The sequence below is a fragment of the Acidobacteriota bacterium genome, from assembly GCA_016208495.1.
In the GTDB taxonomy this organism is placed as follows: Bacteria; Acidobacteriota; Blastocatellia; order Chloracidobacteriales; family Chloracidobacteriaceae; genus JACQXX01.
This window is the reverse complement of record JACQXX010000051.1, coordinates 23,123-41,577: the sequence shown is the minus strand read 5'-3', so window position 1 is coordinate 41,577 and position 18,455 is coordinate 23,123. Positions and strand designations below refer to the sequence as shown.

11 protein-coding genes are annotated in these 18,455 nt (G+C 49.3%); 5 read left to right on the top strand and 6 right to left on the bottom strand.

Annotated elements, in window-relative coordinates; genetic code table 11:
• Positions 1-269: 269 nt before the first annotated feature.
• The 4 genes from HY774_08660 to HY774_08645 all read right to left on the bottom strand — a co-directional run bounded on the left by HY774_08660 (position 270) and on the right by HY774_08645 (position 8,599).
• Complete coding sequence (locus HY774_08660; GenBank protein MBI4748549.1) at positions 270-1,541, bottom strand: nucleotide sugar dehydrogenase; 1,272 nt, start codon at positions 1,539-1,541, stop codon at positions 270-272.
• A gap of 65 nt (positions 1,542-1,606) precedes the next feature.
• Positions 1,607-2,788, bottom strand: coding sequence for a glycosyltransferase (locus tag HY774_08655; protein MBI4748548.1), 1,182 nt, complete (start codon positions 2,786-2,788; stop codon positions 1,607-1,609).
• Between the two features lie 145 nt (positions 2,789-2,933).
• Positions 2,934-6,806 carry a PAS domain S-box protein gene (locus tag HY774_08650; GenBank protein ID MBI4748547.1) on the bottom strand — a complete coding sequence of 1,291 codons (3,873 nt, stop codon included), beginning with the start codon at positions 6,804-6,806 and terminating at the stop codon, positions 2,934-2,936.
• A gap of 155 nt (positions 6,807-6,961) precedes the next feature.
• Complete coding sequence (locus HY774_08645; protein MBI4748546.1) at positions 6,962-8,599, bottom strand: hypothetical protein; 1,638 nt, start codon at positions 8,597-8,599, stop codon at positions 6,962-6,964.
• 467 nt (positions 8,600-9,066) lie between these two features.
• Between HY774_08645 and HY774_08640 the strand changes: the two genes are divergently transcribed.
• Positions 9,067-9,369 carry a hypothetical protein gene (locus HY774_08640; GenBank protein ID MBI4748545.1) on the top strand — a complete coding sequence of 101 codons (303 nt, stop codon included), beginning with the start codon at positions 9,067-9,069 and terminating at the stop codon, positions 9,367-9,369.
• Between the two features lie 143 nt (positions 9,370-9,512).
• Here HY774_08640 and HY774_08635 read toward each other — a convergent pair whose 3' ends face one another.
• Entirely contained in the window at positions 9,513-10,262 is a 750-nt protein-coding gene (locus tag HY774_08635) for a hypothetical protein (protein ID MBI4748544.1), read from the bottom strand.
• A gap of 919 nt (positions 10,263-11,181) precedes the next feature.
• Positions 11,182-12,399, bottom strand: coding sequence for an MBL fold metallo-hydrolase (locus HY774_08630; protein MBI4748543.1), 1,218 nt, complete (start codon positions 12,397-12,399; stop codon positions 11,182-11,184).
• A gap of 471 nt (positions 12,400-12,870) precedes the next feature.
• Between HY774_08630 and HY774_08625 the strand changes: the two genes are divergently transcribed.
• The 4 genes from HY774_08625 to HY774_08610 all read left to right on the top strand — a co-directional run bounded on the left by HY774_08625 (position 12,871) and on the right by HY774_08610 (position 18,299).
• A complete protein-coding gene (locus HY774_08625; GenBank protein MBI4748542.1) occupies positions 12,871-14,802 on the top strand; it encodes a DEAD/DEAH box helicase in 1,932 nt (643 codons plus the stop codon).
• Between the two features lie 118 nt (positions 14,803-14,920).
• A complete protein-coding gene (locus HY774_08620; GenBank protein ID MBI4748541.1) occupies positions 14,921-15,346 on the top strand; it encodes a hypothetical protein in 426 nt (141 codons plus the stop codon).
• A gap of 307 nt (positions 15,347-15,653) precedes the next feature.
• Positions 15,654-17,243 carry an OmpA family protein gene (locus HY774_08615; GenBank protein MBI4748540.1) on the top strand — a complete coding sequence of 530 codons (1,590 nt, stop codon included), beginning with the start codon at positions 15,654-15,656 and terminating at the stop codon, positions 17,241-17,243.
• Positions 17,244-17,522: 279 nt separating this feature from the next.
• Positions 17,523-18,299: an ABC transporter permease subunit gene (locus HY774_08610; GenBank protein ID MBI4748539.1), complete on the top strand. Its 777-nt coding sequence runs from the start codon at positions 17,523-17,525 to the stop codon at positions 18,297-18,299.
• The last annotated feature ends 156 nt before the right edge of the window (positions 18,300-18,455 follow it).

Below are 18,455 nucleotides of genomic sequence, written 5' to 3'. Positions count from 1 at the left end.
AATCGCGCAAAAAAGATCTATCAACATCATACCAACACTCTCCTTTTTGGTGTCCACCACCGAATTTTCATTTTGTAAATGATACCAAAAATGAGAGTTGTTGGTTATTTTTTCGTTTTTCTTACGTCGAACTCACGTTAGTTAAATTCAACAGATGACCCCTTATAGTTGAGCATACCCACACCGGCCAGTGTGCTGGAGCCAGAGTTTACGCACATCAGCAGGTCGAATCCCATGATCAATAGCCATTATCTCCGAATGGCTATTGATCATCCAAAGTTAATGACAGGTATCTGAGGATGGCTCAGCCTTATGTGGCGAATGAAGGCTTGAAATTCAGGCTGGGGCCGGGTAACCACAATTCCTTCACAGCGTGATTGAATGAGATTGATGTCCGGACACACAATCGTTTCAATGTCCGGCAGTTTTTCCATGAGAAATTCTTTGTTTGCCCTGGTGAGTCGGCTTAGTTTCACATCCGGATCAAAAACCCAAACCATCACGCCTTTTTTACGGAGACGACAAACAAACTCCACCGCCGGGCTTTCCCTCAAGTCATTGGTACCCGATTTGAAGCTCAGCCCCAGGACGCCGACGGACCCAAGATTGTGATCGGTTACTTTGTTGAGCACCATCTCCAGATGAAGGTCATTGCTTGGCAAAACGGCTTCCAGAATTGGCAATTCAACTCCGATGTGGCGGGCGCCAGCCGTCAACGAACGCAAATCTTTCGGAAGGCAAGCACCACCGAACGCAAACCCTGGATTTAAGTACGCGGAAGAAAGATTGAGCCGGGTGTCGGCACAGACCAAATCCATCACCTTTTGACTATCCAGGGTCAACCGATCGCATAAACGGCCAATCTCATTGGCAAATCCGACTTTTAAGCTGTGAAATGCGTTGCTGGCGAGCTTCAGGCATTCGGCTTCCTCAAGGCTGACTCGAATCCGGTTGGCGTTCATTGGTTCATAGAGAAGCTCCACCATCCGTCCAGAACGAGCATCCAGTTCTCCAATCAGAATGTAGGGGGGTTCAAAGAAATCCTTGATGGCTGTGGACTCACGAAGAAATTCAGGGTTGAACACAACACCAAAGTCCTCGCCCGCCTTTTTGCCAGAGTATTTTTCGAACTGGGGTATCAGAATTTCGCGGGTGGTTCCAGGAAAGACGGTACTCCGAACAACCACCACCTGAAATGAAGTTGACTGCCGCAACCTGTTGCCAATGGTGTGAGTGACAAGGTTGAGGTCATCCAGGATAAAATTGCCATCACTGTCGCCCGGAGTTCCAACACAAACCAGCAAAATTTCCGGCCAGTTGGCGGCTACATCCGCCTCAACTGTTCCCTTCAGCCGGCCTGCATTGAGATTTCGGCTCACAATCTCATCGCATCCGGGTTCAACCAGGATACTTTTTCCCTGGTTGAGTGCTTGAACTTTGGCGATATCAGAGTCAATGCCAATCACGTCATGGCCTAATTGGGCCAGACAGGCGGATGAAACCAACCCCACATATCCCAGTCCCCAGGTCAGTACGCGCATTTGATCTCAGGTCTCCCTCATTTCTTCCCTCTGTTGAGTTGGCGGAGTATAGCAGAGGACACGATTTAAGTTGTCAGCCGTTCAAGAATTCGGTCCATTCGTTCCAGAAAAGCTTCGCGACAAAACTGTTTACTATCCGTTGCAGCCTGCACACCAAGCCGTTCGCGGAGCTCCCGATCCAGAATCAGAGATTGGGTCAGTTCGATCATTTCATCCAGGTCATTCCAGAGAAACCCATTTCCTTGATGACGCACACTTTCCCGTTGGCCGCCAGAGTTGATCACCACCGGAACCAGGCCCGCCGACATGGCTTCCACGGTCGTGACGCCAAAGTGCTCCTGACGCTCTGGATAGGCTTCGGCTGAACAACCATATCCGGTGGCATGCCAGTAAATCGAGGCCGTCCGGTACAATTGTCGCAACGCCTCAAAGGGAATGCCTGGGTGAAATTGGACTGGAAATCCGTTGGCTGAAGCGATTAAGGTCTCCAAAAACTCGTGACCGGCGGCATCATTCGGCCTGCTTCCGGCAAAATGGAGTTCCCAGCCCTGGCACTGTGCAAGGTGGAACCGTTTGAATGCTTCCAGCAAGACATCCTGGCGTTTGTGATGAAATTTCCAAGGATCTCCAATAAACCGCCCGACATTGAGAATAACAGGCTTCTTTTGTGAGAAATCAACGTCTTCCGCCATCCGTTCGCAGACGGAATAAACGACTTCAGACTGGCGTTTCCAGCGCCGCTTGATCCAGTGTCCAGTAAATTGTGAATTTGCGGTTACGACATCATAAGAATTGACCGCTTTGAGGGTTTGGCCAGACATCAGGCTTTTCCATCGAATGGACAGTGAATCAAGGAGTGTGAACGGCGTTTTCCATTCCAATGGACTTCCCCAGACTTGATGCGGGAACATACACATATAAATCCCCCGGCTTGCGGGACACATCAGGTGGCTTTGGTGTGAATTATTAATCAGCAGATCGAGTTCCATGGCTTTGATTTGATTGAAATAAATAGCTTCAACGCTTCCCCGGTGGGGTAGCCCTGACCTGGAATTTGAGTCCAACACGACCACCCGAACCCGCCCCAGATCAATGTTGAAGTAGCCTTCCAAAAACGGCTTGTCGAGGCAATAAGGAACAATGAGCGAAACGGTATGCCGATGGCTCAAATGTTCAGCCAGAGCCAGGGTACGTTTTTCTCCTCCACCGAGAGCATTGATGTAGCGGTTGTAAATTCCAATTTTCATCAACTATTGAGTCGCCTTGCGATAAATTTACTGGGAGGAGCGATTAGATAGCCTAAAATGTGTTTCAACCTGTTCAACCATTCTCTTGATGACGATGTTTTCTGAATCGCCCCCAGGTTTAAGGCGGCGATATTTTGGGCAAACTTTAAGTCATTCGAATGTGTTTGCCTGTCAGTGAGCGCCGGACCGCTGCCAGGAGCTGGTCTTCGGTAAAGGGCTTGGCCAGCAAGGGCAACAGGGTATGCTCGTTCTCCGCAGTAATCCGGGAGCCATCTCCGGTCATCAACAGTGCCCGTGCCGTTGGCCGTCGGGTCAAAAACCGGGCAACCAGCTCATACCCATTCATTTTGGGCATCAGTAAATCACTTAAAATCAAATCAATCGTGCCTTTGTAGGAGCGTTCCAGGGCCAGGGCTTCCTCACCGGAACCAGCTTCCAGCAGATGAAAACCATTTTGATGGAGTAGTTCTTTCACCATTTTGCGAACGGCGGGCTCATCATCAACTACCAGCACCGTCTGGGTACCAACCTCAAAGTTGGGCAAGAGTGGATCATAATCAATCCCGATGAGTGTTTCTTGATCGGCACTGGGCAGGTAAATATGGAATGTGGTTCCATATTCAGGTCGAGAAGAAACCTCAATAAATCCACCTGAACCGTTTACAAACCCATAAACAGTTGCCAGCCCCAACCCGGTACCTTTGCCAATGTCCTTTGTGGTAAAGAATGGTTCAAATATTCGCTTGAGCACCTCTGGAGGAATTCCGGTGCCGATATCGCGAACCGTCACTTTCACCTTCTTGCCAGTGGTGATTGGATTGGTGCTGACGACCATTTTTCCTGGTCGGTCAATCAACTCGCTCAGGGCCTGTTCATCAACCGATACCAGTCTGGTTTGAATGGCTAAGGTTCCCCCGGTTGGCATGGCATCGCGGGCATTGGCTGCCAGGTTGAGCAACACCTGGGTCAGTTGGCTGGCATCGGCACAAATATGGGGACAGGATTCGTCCAGATCAAGGTCAACCTGGATGTGCGGCCCAATCAGTCGCTGCATCAGGCTGGTGGTTTCCAGGACCACTTCGTTCACATCAATAATAGCCCGATTGGCTTCGGTGCGGCGGCCAAAGGCCATCAGTTCCCGCACCAGTTCGGCACCCCGGTCGGCAGCCCGTCGAATTTCGAGCGCCATCTCCAGGGTTGAAGGCTCGGTCTTAAAAAGTCTGGCCAGCATATCGGCATACCCACGAATGACCGTCAACAAATTGTTGAAGTTATGGGCCACGCCGCTGGAAAATTGCCCCAACGTCTCCATCCGTTGGGACTGCCGGAGACGGTCTTCGATCACATGCCGCTCAGTAATATCGCGCAAGATGGCAACCCAGTGGGTATGTTTGCCAGTGACATCAATGACCGGGAAAATTGAGATTTCCCCCCAAAATTCAGACCCATCCTTGCGAGAGGTGATGTTTTCAAATGTAATCGGTTCACGCCGATGGAGTGCTTCAAGCGAGCGTTCCAGATCTTCAAGCCTGGTGCGTGGACTTTTTAAAATGCTCGGGGTCAGACCAATCACTTCTGATGATTCAAATCCGGTGACATCCACAAATGCCTGATTGACATACACAATTGGCGGGCCCGGTGGGTCAATCGGTTCCGCTTCGGTAATAAAAACGGCATCATTGGCGTGCTCGATGGCTGATTCGAGCAACCGCATCCGTTCCTCGCGCAGGTGACGCTCGGTTACATCCTGAACGGCTCCGTGAAGCCGGTATGGTTGTCCCTCACGATATTCAACATGCCCCAACGAATGAACCCAAATCTGCCGCCCGGTGGCGGTAATCAAGGGGAGTTCAAGTTCCCAGGGAATTCCCGTCTGAATCGTCCGCTCCACAGCCACATGTAACACTGACTGGGCATCTGGCGGATAAAATCCAAAGGCTTCTTCCCTGGTTGGTTGAAGCCCAGGCTGCATATCGTGAATGAGAAAGACTTCTTCCGTCCAATACACCCGTTCAGCCCCGAGATTGACTTCCCAGCCACCGACGCGGGCCAGGCGACCGGTCTCGGTCAGGCGTTCCTGATTGACCCGTAGCGCCTGCTCCATCCGAAACCGCTCCGTGGTATCCACAAAAATGGTCAAAGCACAGAGTTCCTCGGGAAATTCCATCAGGGTTGAGCGGCCTTCCACAATCCGAATTTCGCCTGTCCGGCGGCGCAATTCAGCCGTAAAGGATAACAACCCACCTGAAGCAACCAGTTTTTCCCGCAACCGTTCCACCCCTCGCATTGACCGCCAGAGTCCGACATCAGCCGGCGTTTGATGGAGCAGATCCTGGCGGGCATAATCGGAAATATCCAAAAACGCCTGATTGACATCCAGGATTTCAGCCGTTTGAAGCGAAATAATACAAATGGCCATTGGGCTGTCGTGGAAAATCTGAGCGAATTTTTCTTCACTCCGGCGAAGTAACGCCTGGGCTTTTTTGCGGGCGGTAATATCGCGAATGTTGACCACAACGCCTTCAACACCACCAATTTCCAGATAATTTTCACCGATCAATTCCAGGTCAACCCAGTGGCCAGTGAGGTGCTGGAACCGGAATTCAATTTGAACTGTCTGCGAAGGTTCGGTCAAAACAGTTCGAAATGATTGTTCAACCCGAGCCATGTCTTCTGGATGAACTCCTTGAAAGGCATTTTTACCAATTAACTCTTCGGGGGCATACCCAAGCACACGCCGGGCACCGGAACTGACAAACCGCCGTGTGCCATCGGGTTGAATCACAGCCACAATGTCAGAGGAATGCTGAACCAGGGTTCGAAACCATTCTTCGCTCTGGCGGATTTTCTCCTGGGCTAATTGACGATCAGTAATGTCAAAGATGATTCCTTCCATTTGTAATGGGGATCCATCGGGCTGACGACCGAGACGACCAACCACATTCACCCAGCGAACTGAACCATCTGGCCGGAGAATTCGATATTCGGCACTGCTTTCATTCTCATGGTCAAGCATTGTTCCAAGCGCCTGAATCACCCAGTCGTGATCATCTGGATGTAACATACCTTCCCAGAGTTCCAGGCTGGGTTTTAAATCGTGGGAGAGACCAAAAATGGCATAATACCGGTCTGACCACTCCATCTCATTGGTCACGATGTCCCAGTGCCAGGTACCAATCTGGGCGCCCTCCAGGGCAAAACGAAGTCGCTCTTCGCTGATTCGGATTGTCTCGGCGGAATGCCGGGCATCGGTCTGATCCCGGACGATTAAAATTGCTTCCGTATCGCTACTTGCCAGGGCGCGGAGTTCAAAATACCTTCGACCGGCTGGAACATCCATTTCATATTCAAGGGTTTGGAGGTGTCGGGTTTGAAATGCCTGATCAACCACCGTTTTGAATCTTTGTTTGAGTTCGGGTGAAATGGGAAGGTCATCAATCGTGGACCCAATCAGTGTTTCGGGCGACAGCGCCAGGAGTTCCGGCGACGGCGTTCCAAAATCAAGATATTTCCCTTCGCGACTGATCCGAAACCAGGTATCTGGAATCACACTGGTCAGGGCTTTCAGTCTGGATTCCTGCAGGTTTGGAAGCGGAGGACTGATTGGTCGAAGGTACTCAGGGGTTGGCAGAGACGGCACCTGGCGCAACGTAACAACGAGTCGGCGAATCACGGGAATCAGGAGTTGCAACCGATCTTCCCAAATCAGTGTCATCCCCGGATGGTTCTCAAAAAGCTGGATTGCACCATCAGTCAGGGCCGGAGGCACCACGATCACGGATCGAGCAGACTGTTTTCCAAGTGTTCGGCCACAGGACCGAAGGTCCTCTGATGTTTGAATCCAGTAGACATAGACACACGTCTGGCTTCCAACCTGAAGTGATTCAAACGAATGTTTGGTGACCTCTCCAATCGTTAAAAGTTGGGTCAGAACATTGGCCGGGATTATATTGGAATTACAAATAAGACAAATTGAAACGCTCGTGGCTTCTTGGATGGGAGGTGAGGAGACAAACATTATTTGCGTAAAATAACAGGAGGAGTGAACGAGAGCCCAGGGTAAACCAGAACGGGAAGCGGTGCGAACAAAGGGTTGGGGGGGCTCCCGGCACTTGATGTTGTTTCGCAAAACTTCCCGTTCTTTTTTCCAACTTGAACCAGTACTGTCGCGACTTACTTTCCAGAGCCTGCCGGGCGGCCACGTTTCCGCTTGGGCAGCTCTTCGCTTGGGGTTGGGCGACCGGCGTGTTCTTTTGGAACAATGAACCGCCGCCGACTTGGCTTCGATGGGTCGTCGGACTCTTCAGTGATGACAATCGGTGTGGGTTTACTGGTTGGCACCACCGCCGTGGCACCGTTGGCCAGAAATTCATCGAGGAATTCCTGGGGTACTCGCAACGTGCGAATTTTGACCTTTTCTCGATCTTTGGCTGGAATACCAATCAATGCCGCCAGAGCCGCTCGATTGGTAACCCGGTTGAAGAATGTGTAAATTCGTACTTTTCCCTCAGGTTCAACAAACAAGGTGAGCACGTCGGTTGAATTTGGAATAAATCCAACTGCCGCAATATTGAGCTCCTTGGCTTCATCAAAACTGAGAATGGCAGCCATGCGAGGATCAAATTTCAGTGTATTTAAATCAATACTCTGGGGTGTCAGACGGGTGCGCTTTTCAACCTTAACCCCCGCGGCTTGAAGTTCGGCATTGGTCCGGCGGTAACGTCGGGGTTTATCAGTTGTTGAGGATTCAGCCTTCTCCGATTCAGCCTCAACCGTAACCCTATCAGGGACTGGGGTCAGGATTTCGACTGGGGTTGCCGCAACCACTGGCATCGGCGTTGGGGCTGGGGCCACGGGAACCGGCACCGGAGCCACGGGACTCGGTTCAACCACGGAAGCCGGCTGTGCCTGGGCAGCAACAGCCCCCGACAGTACTTTTTCAGCATCTCTGAAATAGGTCTGAATCGCTGCCGCTACCCGAGCTTCAAGCGGCTCAATCCGGTTTCGTTGAGCCAAAAACTGCGCAAAAATCAGCTCGTTTTCATCAATGGACAACAGGAATCGAATCCCTCTCTGATTTTCGGCATCTGAATATTTGTCAAATTCAAAAACCAGATGAATGGTTTTGGTGTCCAAAGTAACTTGCAGGGTAGAGCGTACCACATCCGAACGGGAATACTGGTCTGAGCGATAGTTTGGCTGATTGGTCATAGGTTTTACAGATTGTGGAATCGGAGTATACGGTTGGTGCCGGGGTTGAATCGGAGGTGGTAACACCGGCGACCGGGTATAGCTGGCGGCCACGGGTTCCGACGGGGTAACGGATTCAGTCGGCTCACTTGCCGCCGCATCGTCATCATCGGTAATTCGCTCAAACCGGGTAGCCGCCGCAGGTTCCGGAACCGGTTCGGATTCTGGTTCTGAAAGTTCGGCAAAAACCGGGATCGGATGTGAAGGAGGTTGATAGGTTTGAGATGTTTCAAATGAACCAGGAAGACGTTCAGGCTGAGGGACACTTTCAGACGGCCCCATTTCACGAGAGCCGCCTCGATCAGCCGGGGCCCCGCCCATTTGTGGGAGTTCTTGAATATGTGTGGTTAAATATTTTACCGAAGCAAATTGAGGCAAAATATCAATCACCGATTCCAATTGAGGCGGTGAGAGTCGCTTCAGTTCAATTTTGATTGGATCTGGCACAAAACCAAACTGCTTTTTGATTGCCTGATAGAGCGCCCGCCGTAACTCTCGCCTGCCTGGGGCATCTTCCTGTACGTTGCGAAATGGATTGAAGCACTGGTAATTGTAGCTCATCGTAATAGCACTTTTGGGTTGGAAAGGTTTTTAGAGAAGAATTGTTACTGCGGTGAATGCCTAGTGTATTGAACAAGGTAGTGGATGGCAAGCAGAAATTGTGGTAAGTCAGCGACTGATGATAATGATCAATTGTAAAAGGCTCTAATCACTTTCACCTTAGTTATAACCCCTGATGGTTTGGGTGAGATGCGGATAATCCAGATCTTTTGGACCTGGAATCAACTCAGGCCGGCACCCAATCCTGAGCAGGTCTAAAACAATAAATTTTTTATTTTCAAGAATATAAATAAAAGAATAATTCGCAACTGGCTGGAGTTGTCAAAATAACGATTCGATGCTATGATGAGTTGATACGGTTAGGCACAGTTCCAGTTCGTGGGTTCCTCAGGGGGATTTCCAGAAGAACTGTAAAGATTTGTCAAGCTTCAACCGTGCGCATCATAACCTCCAAATTGGAGCTTTCAATGAGTTGGGCTAAATACGCAATCGAACAACTAAAACAAGGTCAGACAGTACAAATCCGACCGCGAGGTCATTCCATGACCGGAAAGGTCAATGACGGAGATCTGGTCACCGTGGCACCAGTTCCAGTCGAAACCCTTGAGGTCGGGGATGTTGTCTTCGTTCGAGTCAAGGGCACGGATTACCTGCACTTGATTAAAGCGATTCAACAGGGACGCTTTTTGATTGGAAATAATCGCGGGCGGATCAATGGCTGGGTTGGTCATAATTGCATATTCGGAAAAGCAATCCGCATCGAGCGATGAAGTCATAAGTGCTTCGCTGAAAATTTCCAGACATTTTAACTACGAAATACACGAAATACACGAAAGGAATCAATCACTTCCCCAATCCAAACATCTCTGTAACCTTATGGCAAGGTACTTATCATTTAGGGTTGAGGGTATAACTACTGACTACTGTGAGTAATGCTCAATACGGCATCGGTAAAATACTTGGCGGCGTTGGCGAGAAGTGTTTCGTTTTGGGTTTCACGATTAAACTGGGGAATCTGCTTGAGAGTTTGAGGATCTTTTTGGCTTAAGAGGCGGCGGACTGCCTGACACCAGTACTCTTGCTCTGTCGTGGACAACCCGATCAAGTATTGGAATGCCTGTTCTTTTCCGTCTGGGATTTCTGGAAAAAGTGGACGCGCCTCGCGGGGTTGATCTGTATCGATGGAGCCAGATGGTTCTGTAAAAAACTGAGGGGGGAAATTCTTAGAGGTAGATTGGGTCCAGAAGGGCTCGATATATTGCTCCAAACCAGCCAGATTTTGGATTTTGTAATTGGTTTTCGTCGCTTCCCTGAACGCAAAAGTAATAACCCCTTCAATTTGCATAGATGAGAATTGATACTGGTCAATCCACTCCCTGGCTAACTGAATCTCTTTGCGCGAGGGTTTCTTGCGGTTGATCTGAAACGTGTTTGAAAACAATTCAAACATTATGACCAGCAACGCTTCGGCTGAAACCGGAGCCTCTTTTTCAACTGGTTGAACTGGAGGTAGCGGAAGTGATTCCGGGTCGGTAAAATGAAAGGAATCGTTAATTGATTCCAAAAACGACAGGTCCTGGGTTGGACGATCTTCAGCTTTGGTGACATCCGTAATGAGGGCAATCAACTTGTAGTCATCATCCTGGGTTTCCTCCAAGATCATTTGTAACACACCATTTTGAATATCTAATCCTTGCAGCTCCGTGATTGCCTTTTGAATGGCTTCGACCCGGTTTGAAAGCCTGGCGTATCGGGTGGCGTTTATCCCCAGATCCTTAAACAGCGCTTTGGTTTTGCGTTCAAACTGGGCGACCAGATACAGCTTGGGTTCAACGTATTTGTGGTTGGTCCATCCCTTACCCCATGTTGGCCCAGCCTTTACCCTGTCCGTTCTTTGGGTTCAATCCAAAAACTTCAAAATTGGGGGTGAGATGTTTCCCTCAACAGCTATTCTTTGTTTGAATGGTTTCTCGATTTCAACCCCAAAAGGACACGAATTTGGAAGACTCACCGACTTCAATCAAGCGGGAAAAAGTCAAGAGCCCCGCTTTCAGGCGGGTTTCATATCCCAAATTTGGTCTGAAGAGACACTGGGGCCGCCTAAAGGCAGCAACTCTTAACCCTTCCCGACCTCCAAATAAAGAATTGCTGTTCCCTCAACAGATGTTTAATTGCGTTTATTTGAGTTTTGAGCGGCTTTTGGAAGGTAGGGAATGGTGTAGGTTCAGAGAATTTAAATGCTTGTACGGGCAAATAAACACGATTTGCCTTTTGAGTTATTGAGACCAAATTCACCGAGCTTCGTTCATTGCAAGGTTGAATATGCTTGAAGTTGTAGGGAAATCTCTCATAAAATCAGCGCCTGGAAAGAAAAAATCCGTTTACTTAAAACAATGGTTTTCTAATCAATCATCCGTTGTCAGTAGTCAGTAGTTAGTAGATAAAAACTCGGATAGTTGAGTCCATAGGATTTTAAAAAGAATTTCTCATAAATAGCGTAAATAGAGCCAGATACATTTGACAAAAACTCTCAAATCCCAACACTTGACTACTGACTATTGACTACTGACTACAAACTGAAATTATTTCTTCTGGGAAGCCTGTTGATAGGCGGCTGTGATTCCTGGGTCGCTGACATAAAACCTGAAGATGAAGTTCTTCAGTTGTGAATCCCCAGCAATCAATTTTCTGAATTCATCCAGATTGACGCTTTTGCGGGTTTGCTCCAGGGTTTCGCCTCGGACAACGGCAGCTTCGGTTTGCTCTTTGATTGAGGTCAACAGCCGAATCAAGAGTTTGGGGTACGTGTCATCAGGCAAAACCTGGCCGTGGCCGGGAATGATCACGGTCGGCTGCAACGCAACCAGTTTTTCAAGCGCGGCGGCAAATTCAGCCGGGTAGGAGGTTGACCCAACCAGCGGCACGGGCCAGACCACCAGGTCTCCAGTGATGGCGATCCGTTCCTTGGGCAGATACACCACCAGGTCCGCGCCACTATGACCGCGCCCCAGGTGCCGGATTTCAATCGTTCGGGTGCCCCGATGGAGGGTCAGACTGTCCTGGATGGTGATGGTAGGCAAAATAACCTGAAATTTTGGGATTTCAGATAGGTATCGTTCGACCTGTTCGATATCGCTGGTAAAGCTGATCCGTTCTTCTTCAGTCAAGTCAGCACCGACGAGATTTTTTTTATTGGCCATGGTAGCGCGGATCTGTTCGACAAACCCAGGGGCGCCTTCCTGGAGTTGTTGGCGATTTGTGGCACCGATGGTTGGCAAATCCACCAGCGTACTGGCATGTCCGATGAACTCAACCCCTGGGAATGCTTCGCGATACACCTGATTTCCAATAATGTGGTCATCATGCCAGTGGGTGTTGATGACATATTTGACTGGTTTACTGGTCAGTTTTTTGAGTTCGGCCAGGACTTCCCGGGCTGAACTGGGTGTGATGGTGGTATCCACAACGACCACATCTTCATCGTTGATAATGAACACGCAATTGCCGTTAAACATCAGCCCCGGCGGTTCTTTCCGGATAGCGGCATAAACCCCTTCAGCAACTTTTTGGATTTCGACGGTGTTGACGGTGATCGGTTCCGGTTTTCCTTTTGCATGGGAAGTTGGTGATTCAGTGGCTGGCCCCCGAGTAGGTTGGGTTTTCGATTTTTTGGTTTGTCCCCAGGTTTGGGTGGTGCTGGTCACAAACAGCAGGGTTAGTAACAGTACCGGCAGAAAACAAACCAATTGCGGTTGTTTCAGATTTGGGCTACCGGGCTGCAATTTTTTCCAGAAGTTCATCTTGTGTTACCTCTTTGAGCGTCATTCTTATACCAGTTTTGTAATCAGTAGTCAGTAGTTCACCAAATCTATTTATTCGAATTACTTAGCTACTCGATAAATCGAGGATTCCATTCCAAAATGGTATTACCAATGAACACGCTCTTTTTGTTTTTTAATCTTGATCAGCCTGGTACAGAAGTTATATCCGATTTGAGGAAGTTTGGGTAGATGGCGCTGAGAAAACCAGGGCTCAGGGCTTGGGGCTGAAGACTCGCAAGCTCGGAGCACAGAAAGGGATGAGGGATAAAGGATGAGGGATGAAATAAAACCAATTCTTCAGCCCGATGTCTTCAGCCCCAAGCCCTGAGCCCAAGGATTTTCAGCCCCAGGTTCTGCCAGCGTTCCCTAGATTGGCAACTCGTGCTATGTATTCAATGCACTCTTAATTTTTCATATTTGAAGAAAGTCGAACCTCGTTCAGAAAGAAACATGGATATACAGAACATAGATTCAGAGATAGGTTTTGAAGCCCTTGGGCTGTCATTGCCGTTGCTCAAAGCGTTACAGGAAGTTGGGTACGAAGCTCCCACCCCCGTTCAATTACAAACCATCCCAGCTTTGAAAGAAGGTTCGGATGTCATTGGTCAGGCACAAACCGGAACTGGAAAGACAGCGGCGTTTGCCTTGCCGATTCTCGATTCATTGAATCTTTCCTCTCCGGTCACTCTGCAGGCGCTGGTATTGGTCCCGACTCGCGAACTGGCTCTGCAGGTCGCTGAAGCCATTCATATTTACTCGAAATACATCGGCGCCGTGCAGGTCCTTCCAGTATATGGCGGGCAACCCATTCAGCGGCAATCGCGCCGGCTGGAACTGGGTGTTCATATTGTGGTTGGCACACCTGGCCGGATTATGGACCACCTCCGCCGTGGGACGATGGTGTTTGATTCGCTCAAAACGGTTGTCCTCGACGAAGCCGATGAAATGCTGAAAATGGGTTTTTTGGAAGACGTGGAATGGATTCTGGAACAGGCCAAAGGCCGGGCCCAAACCGCGCTGTTTTCGGCCACCATGCCCAACGAAGTCCGTAAAATCGCAGATCGTTACCTGAAACAGGCTGTTAATGTCGAAATTAAACGGAAGACCCTGACGGTTGAAGGAATTGAACAGCGGTACCTCAACGTTTCAATTCCCAATAAGCTCGATATTCTGACCCGAATTCTCGAAGCCGAACAAGGAACCGCCACGCTGGTGTTTACCCACACCAAAATCGAGGCGGCCACGGTGACTGAAAAACTCCAGGCTCGTGGCTATGCTGCCGAAGCCATGCACGGCGATATGAGCCAGATCCATCGCGAAAGCGTGATCCGGCGATTGCGGGCCGGGCAGGTTGAAATTGTGGTGGCAACCGATGTCGCGGCGCGCGGGCTGGATGTTGACCGTATCTCACACGTCATTAATTATGACATCCCCTATGACCCGGAATCATACGTTCACCGAATTGGACGCACTGGACGTGCCGGACGCCAGGGAAAGGCGATTTTGTTTGTCACACCGCGTCAGGTTCGGCTTTTGCGTGAAATCGAACGCTATACCCGCCAGCGCATCGAGCCGATGAAATTGCCGACCAAGGCCGATATTGCCGCCCGCAGAATCGAATTGTTTAAAGAGACCATTCGCAAGACCGTGGCCGAAGTTGATCTTGAACTGTATCTTTCCGTGATCGAAGAGCTGGCGGATGAAGGACTCGATGTGGCCGAAGTGGCCGCCGCGGCTTCATATCTGGCACGTGGTGACCGTCAACTTGAACAGGTTTCTGAAGCGAATAAAGAGCCGCTTCCGGCAGTCGAATTTGGAATGGTCCGGTTCTTCCTTGATCTCGGGAATAACCACGGTTTGCGTCCAAGTGATGTCGTCGGCGCCATTGCCAACGAAGCCGGCATTCCTGGAAAATCCATCGGCGCCATTGATATATATGACGACTGGTCGTACGTCGAAGTCCCTGAACATTACAAGAATCTGATTTTAAAACGCATGGCACGTACTCAGATCCGGAATCGGATCGCCGGGTTCCGACCTGATCCGGATGCGGTGATCGAGGTTCCACCGTCTGAACCTTCGCCATCCGCACCGAAGAAACAGAAACCGTTTGTCCCATCAGCCAAACCAACGGCTTCCCCTCGTCCAGAGACCAAACCCGCTTTCAAACCGGCGCCCTTCAAAGGGGATACCCGAAAAGGAAGCCCGTTCCCAACCAGCGAAAAACCACCGTTTAAAAAATCCAAGGCCGCATCAGGTTCCACTTCAAAACCAGCCAAACCTGGAAAATCAGCCAGTTCAAAAGGCGAAAAAACTGGCCGGTGGGACGACATGGCATCACTTTTTGGCCATGATCAACCGAGAAAGCGAAAGAAAAAGTGAAATTTGATTGCAACCTGGTGTATAGTGCCGGCAACTCTTCCCAGTCCGACAAAACACATTAGACCCACCAACACTTACAACAATAAAAACGTGTTTTGACTGAAAGGAAATTGCTCCTATGAAGTTTATTTTACTGTTTTGCATGGTCATCAGCTTCGGCGTATCACCGCTTTTTGCCGCCGAGAAAGAAACCACACCGACCCAAAAAGAAATCACGGTGAAATTGGGTCAGGAGGTTGTCGTGGATGGCGAAAAGCTCCGACTTGAATTTTCTCAATTATTAGGCGATAGCCGATGCCCCGTTGATGTTGAATGCATCTGGCAGGGCAATGCTGAAATTGTGATCGGTATTGGGGCGATCAATAAACGGAAGCGGATCGGCGAATATTTCAAACTCAACACTGGGGTGGAACCCCAGGAAGTGAAGTTCAAAAACTACACGGTCAGGTTTGTCAAATTAAGTCCAGATCCAAAAGCCGGAATCGTGATTGACCCTTCCCAATATGAAGCCACGTTGCTGATTACCAATCAACGGTCCAGGTAACCTGGTTTTTTCTGCTTTTGTCGAAGGCTGAGCCAACAACACATTGTGATTGGCTCAGCCTTTTTTGTGCCTGGTACCAGATCCAGCCCAAATCACATATTTCTGTACAATAACCCCAAACTACGGTTTTTGTTGCAATTTTCCCCTGACAGGTATAGATTCTGGAGCGTCCTCCTTGCCCTTAATTTTTCGAATAAAGGGACTTAACGACATGAGAATCGGTCGCGTTCAGCTTGGTCCTGGAGCGGTTATTTTGATTGTTGGTCTATTACTGGGTTTAACCTATTTTGGGTTGGATCGGTTGGGAATGTTAGACAGATTTAAGGGAACCGTGAACCCAACTGGGGATTTACCAGTTGGGTCGGTTGTGCTTGACCCGCGAGAGAAACTTCCGACTGAGGTCAAAGATTTTCCTGCATCTCAGGTAAAACCACCGGAGCGAACCAGCGACAATCCGGAAGTTACAATTGGGATTTGGACATGGCAAACCACCAGCGGCATTATTGATGCAGTGGGCGGACCTGGAAAATCAGGTGATTATTCGGGAAGCTGCCTCTGTCAGGCTGGCATCACCAATACCCGGTTGATTGTTCAAAATGATACTTCTGAACAAATCAAAGCTCTGGCTGCCGGGCAAATGCAATTTGTCACGACGACGGGCGATCAGGCGGCGGTTGACATTGCCGGTGCAAACAAATTGCTGCGTGGCAACAAAGCCAAAGTCGTTTGGAGCAGCGGCTATTCGTTTGGCGAAGATTGTTTGATGGGGCCGGCTTCGTGGAAAGAGGATCCCCAAAAAGCGCGGGGTGCACTGGTGGTCACTGCGGTGCCATATTGTGACTGGAATGTGACGGTTGATTGGGCGGCTGACAACCAGATTCCAATCAATCCCGACGAAACCGTGTATGACCCAGCGGCGGTTAACTTTGTCAATGCCACCGATCATATCGAAGCGGCTCAGAAATTTGTCAAAAACACCAAAGTCAGCCTTAAGAACCGGCAAACCGGGCAACAGGAAGAGCACCAGATTGATGCCGTTGCCACCTGGACTCCAGGCGATGTGATGGCGGTTGAGGGGCGATCAACGGTGACCTACAAAAACGCCACCGAAAAGCTGCAAAAGATTGTTTCAACCAAAGAATATAGCTACATGATGCCCCATATCCTGTTTGGCAATGCTGACTGGATCAATCAACATCGTGATTATGTCCAAACACTTCTGCGGTGTATTGCCCGATCCAACGAGCGGATCAAAGCCGATGACGAGTACCTGAAAACCCGTGTCGCCACATTGAATTCAGTTATTTTCAATCTGGACGGGCGCGGACCGAATTTCTGGTACAAATATTTTCACGGTGCGACCGAAAACGGGGTTTCGCTAGGTGGGTCACGGGTCAACAATATCGCTGATGTGCGCCATTTGTTCGGCCTGGAAAGCAATCAGCCGATTGAGCGCAGTATTTTCGGCATTACCTACCTCGATCACGCCAAACGGCTGCAAAAGCTGATGCCACAACGACTTGAGGCGTTCACTCCAGTTGCTCAGGTCGTGGACCTCAGTTTTATTAAGGAAATGACCGACGAACGCAGTTCGACACCGGTCTATCAGGCACAGTTTCCGACTGGAACGACAAATCCGGGAACGGTCGTCAAAGCCAATTATCAAATCACCTTCGATTCAGGCTCCGCCAAAATCAAACCCTCGGAACTGGCTGTCCTGCAAGAGATTCGAAACTTGCTGATCAGGGCTTCGGACACTCAAATTACAATTGAAGGCCACACAGATAATACCGGCGATGACAATACAAATTTGAGACTGTCACGTGACCGGGCCCAGTCAGTCTGGCAATGGCTCAAGGAGTCAGATACCACGGGCATCAACATCAATAGTCAGTAGTCAGTAGTCAGTAGTCAGTAGTCAGTAGTCAGTAGTCAGTAGTCAGTAGTCAGTAGTCAGTAGTCAGTAGTCGAGTGTTGGGATTTTGGAATTCGTGTCAAGTGTATTTTGTTTTATTTGAATCATTTAGGAACAATTCTTTTCAAGAATTCGACGGATTCAACGACCCGGGTTTTGTCTACTGACTTATCAACTACTGACTACTGACTACTGACTACTGACTACTGACTACTGACTACTGGCTACTGACAACAAATGGTTGAATCCATGAAAGATTCGGTGAAAAAGCTTTTTCAAGTCTATGGCGAAATTGGGTTCTTTGTACGTGCGAACCTGGTGGTCCTGTGGACCGTGGCAGTGTTTGTGGTATGGGTGCTGAGTCCAAACAAAGCCCTTCCTTATCCCCAGGAAGTTGTCCAGGCCATTTATGAAATGTGGGCGAAGTATCGCTTGCTTTCAGATATTGCCGTTACCCTTAAACTCAATGTCGTTGGGCTCATATACTCAACCGTTATCTCATTGTTTATCGCTTATTTGAGCGTGATTCCATTCTTTGAACCGCTGAACCGGTTTGTTCAATGGCTTCGCTATATTCCAATCATTGGCTTTAATCTGGTGTTTCTCACCCTGTTTGCCATTGGTTGGTCAATGAAGGTGGCGATGCTGACGACGGGAATGTCCTTTTTCCTGGTGACCAGCATGACCGCTGTCATTGTTGAGATTCCCCGGATGAAATATGAACTGGCCAAAGTTCTTGGATATAGCGACTGGCACGTCTTTTACACCGTTGTGGTTCGTCCGACACTGCCCCGAATGATTGACGCGATTGCTCAAAATGCGGCCATTGGATGGGTCATGATTACCTCAATTGAAACTTTTAACCGCACCGAAGGTGGTCTTGGAAGCCAGATCTATGCCCATTCGGCCACCAATAACCTGGCCCGTGTGTATGGCTGCCTTTTGATTATTGGCGTGATTGCAGTGGTGGAAGACTGGATTTTTGGCGTTTTGAAACGGACCTTTTTCCCCTATAGCACCATAGCCGAACGTGGCTAAGGCCGCTGGGTTCCGGGTTCCGGGTTCCGGGTTCCGGGTTCCGGGTTTTCGAGAAAAAGGACAAAAAGGACGAAAAGGACATAAATGATATGGGACGTGGGTACCTTGAGTCATAGTCCTTTCGAAAACCCTGAACCCTGAACCCTGAACCCTAAG

What these genes read in the sequence shown, in the direction of transcription:
- HY774_08630 (MBI4748543.1), bottom strand. Translation starts at nt 12,399, where the DNA reads ATGAACTTCTGGAAAAAATTGCAGCCCGGTAGCCCAAATCTGAAACAA.
- HY774_08635 (MBI4748544.1), bottom strand. Translation starts at nt 10,262, where the DNA reads ATGATCTTGGAGGAAACCCAGGATGATGACTACAAGTTGATTGCCCTC.
- HY774_08645 (MBI4748546.1), bottom strand. Translation starts at nt 8,599, where the DNA reads ATGAGCTACAATTACCAGTGCTTCAATCCATTTCGCAACGTACAGGAA.
- HY774_08640 (MBI4748545.1), top strand. Translation starts at nt 9,067, where the DNA reads ATGAGTTGGGCTAAATACGCAATCGAACAACTAAAACAAGGTCAGACA.
- HY774_08655 (MBI4748548.1), bottom strand. Translation starts at nt 2,788, where the DNA reads ATGAAAATTGGAATTTACAACCGCTACATCAATGCTCTCGGTGGAGGA.
- HY774_08660 (MBI4748549.1), bottom strand. Translation starts at nt 1,541, where the DNA reads ATGCGCGTACTGACCTGGGGACTGGGATATGTGGGGTTGGTTTCATCC.
- HY774_08615 (MBI4748540.1), top strand. Translation starts at nt 15,654, where the DNA reads ATGTTAGACAGATTTAAGGGAACCGTGAACCCAACTGGGGATTTACCA.
- HY774_08625 (MBI4748542.1), top strand. Translation starts at nt 12,871, where the DNA reads ATGGATATACAGAACATAGATTCAGAGATAGGTTTTGAAGCCCTTGGG.
- HY774_08620 (MBI4748541.1), top strand. Translation starts at nt 14,921, where the DNA reads ATGAAGTTTATTTTACTGTTTTGCATGGTCATCAGCTTCGGCGTATCA.
- HY774_08650 (MBI4748547.1), bottom strand. Translation starts at nt 6,806, where the DNA reads ATGTTTGTCTCCTCACCTCCCATCCAAGAAGCCACGAGCGTTTCAATT.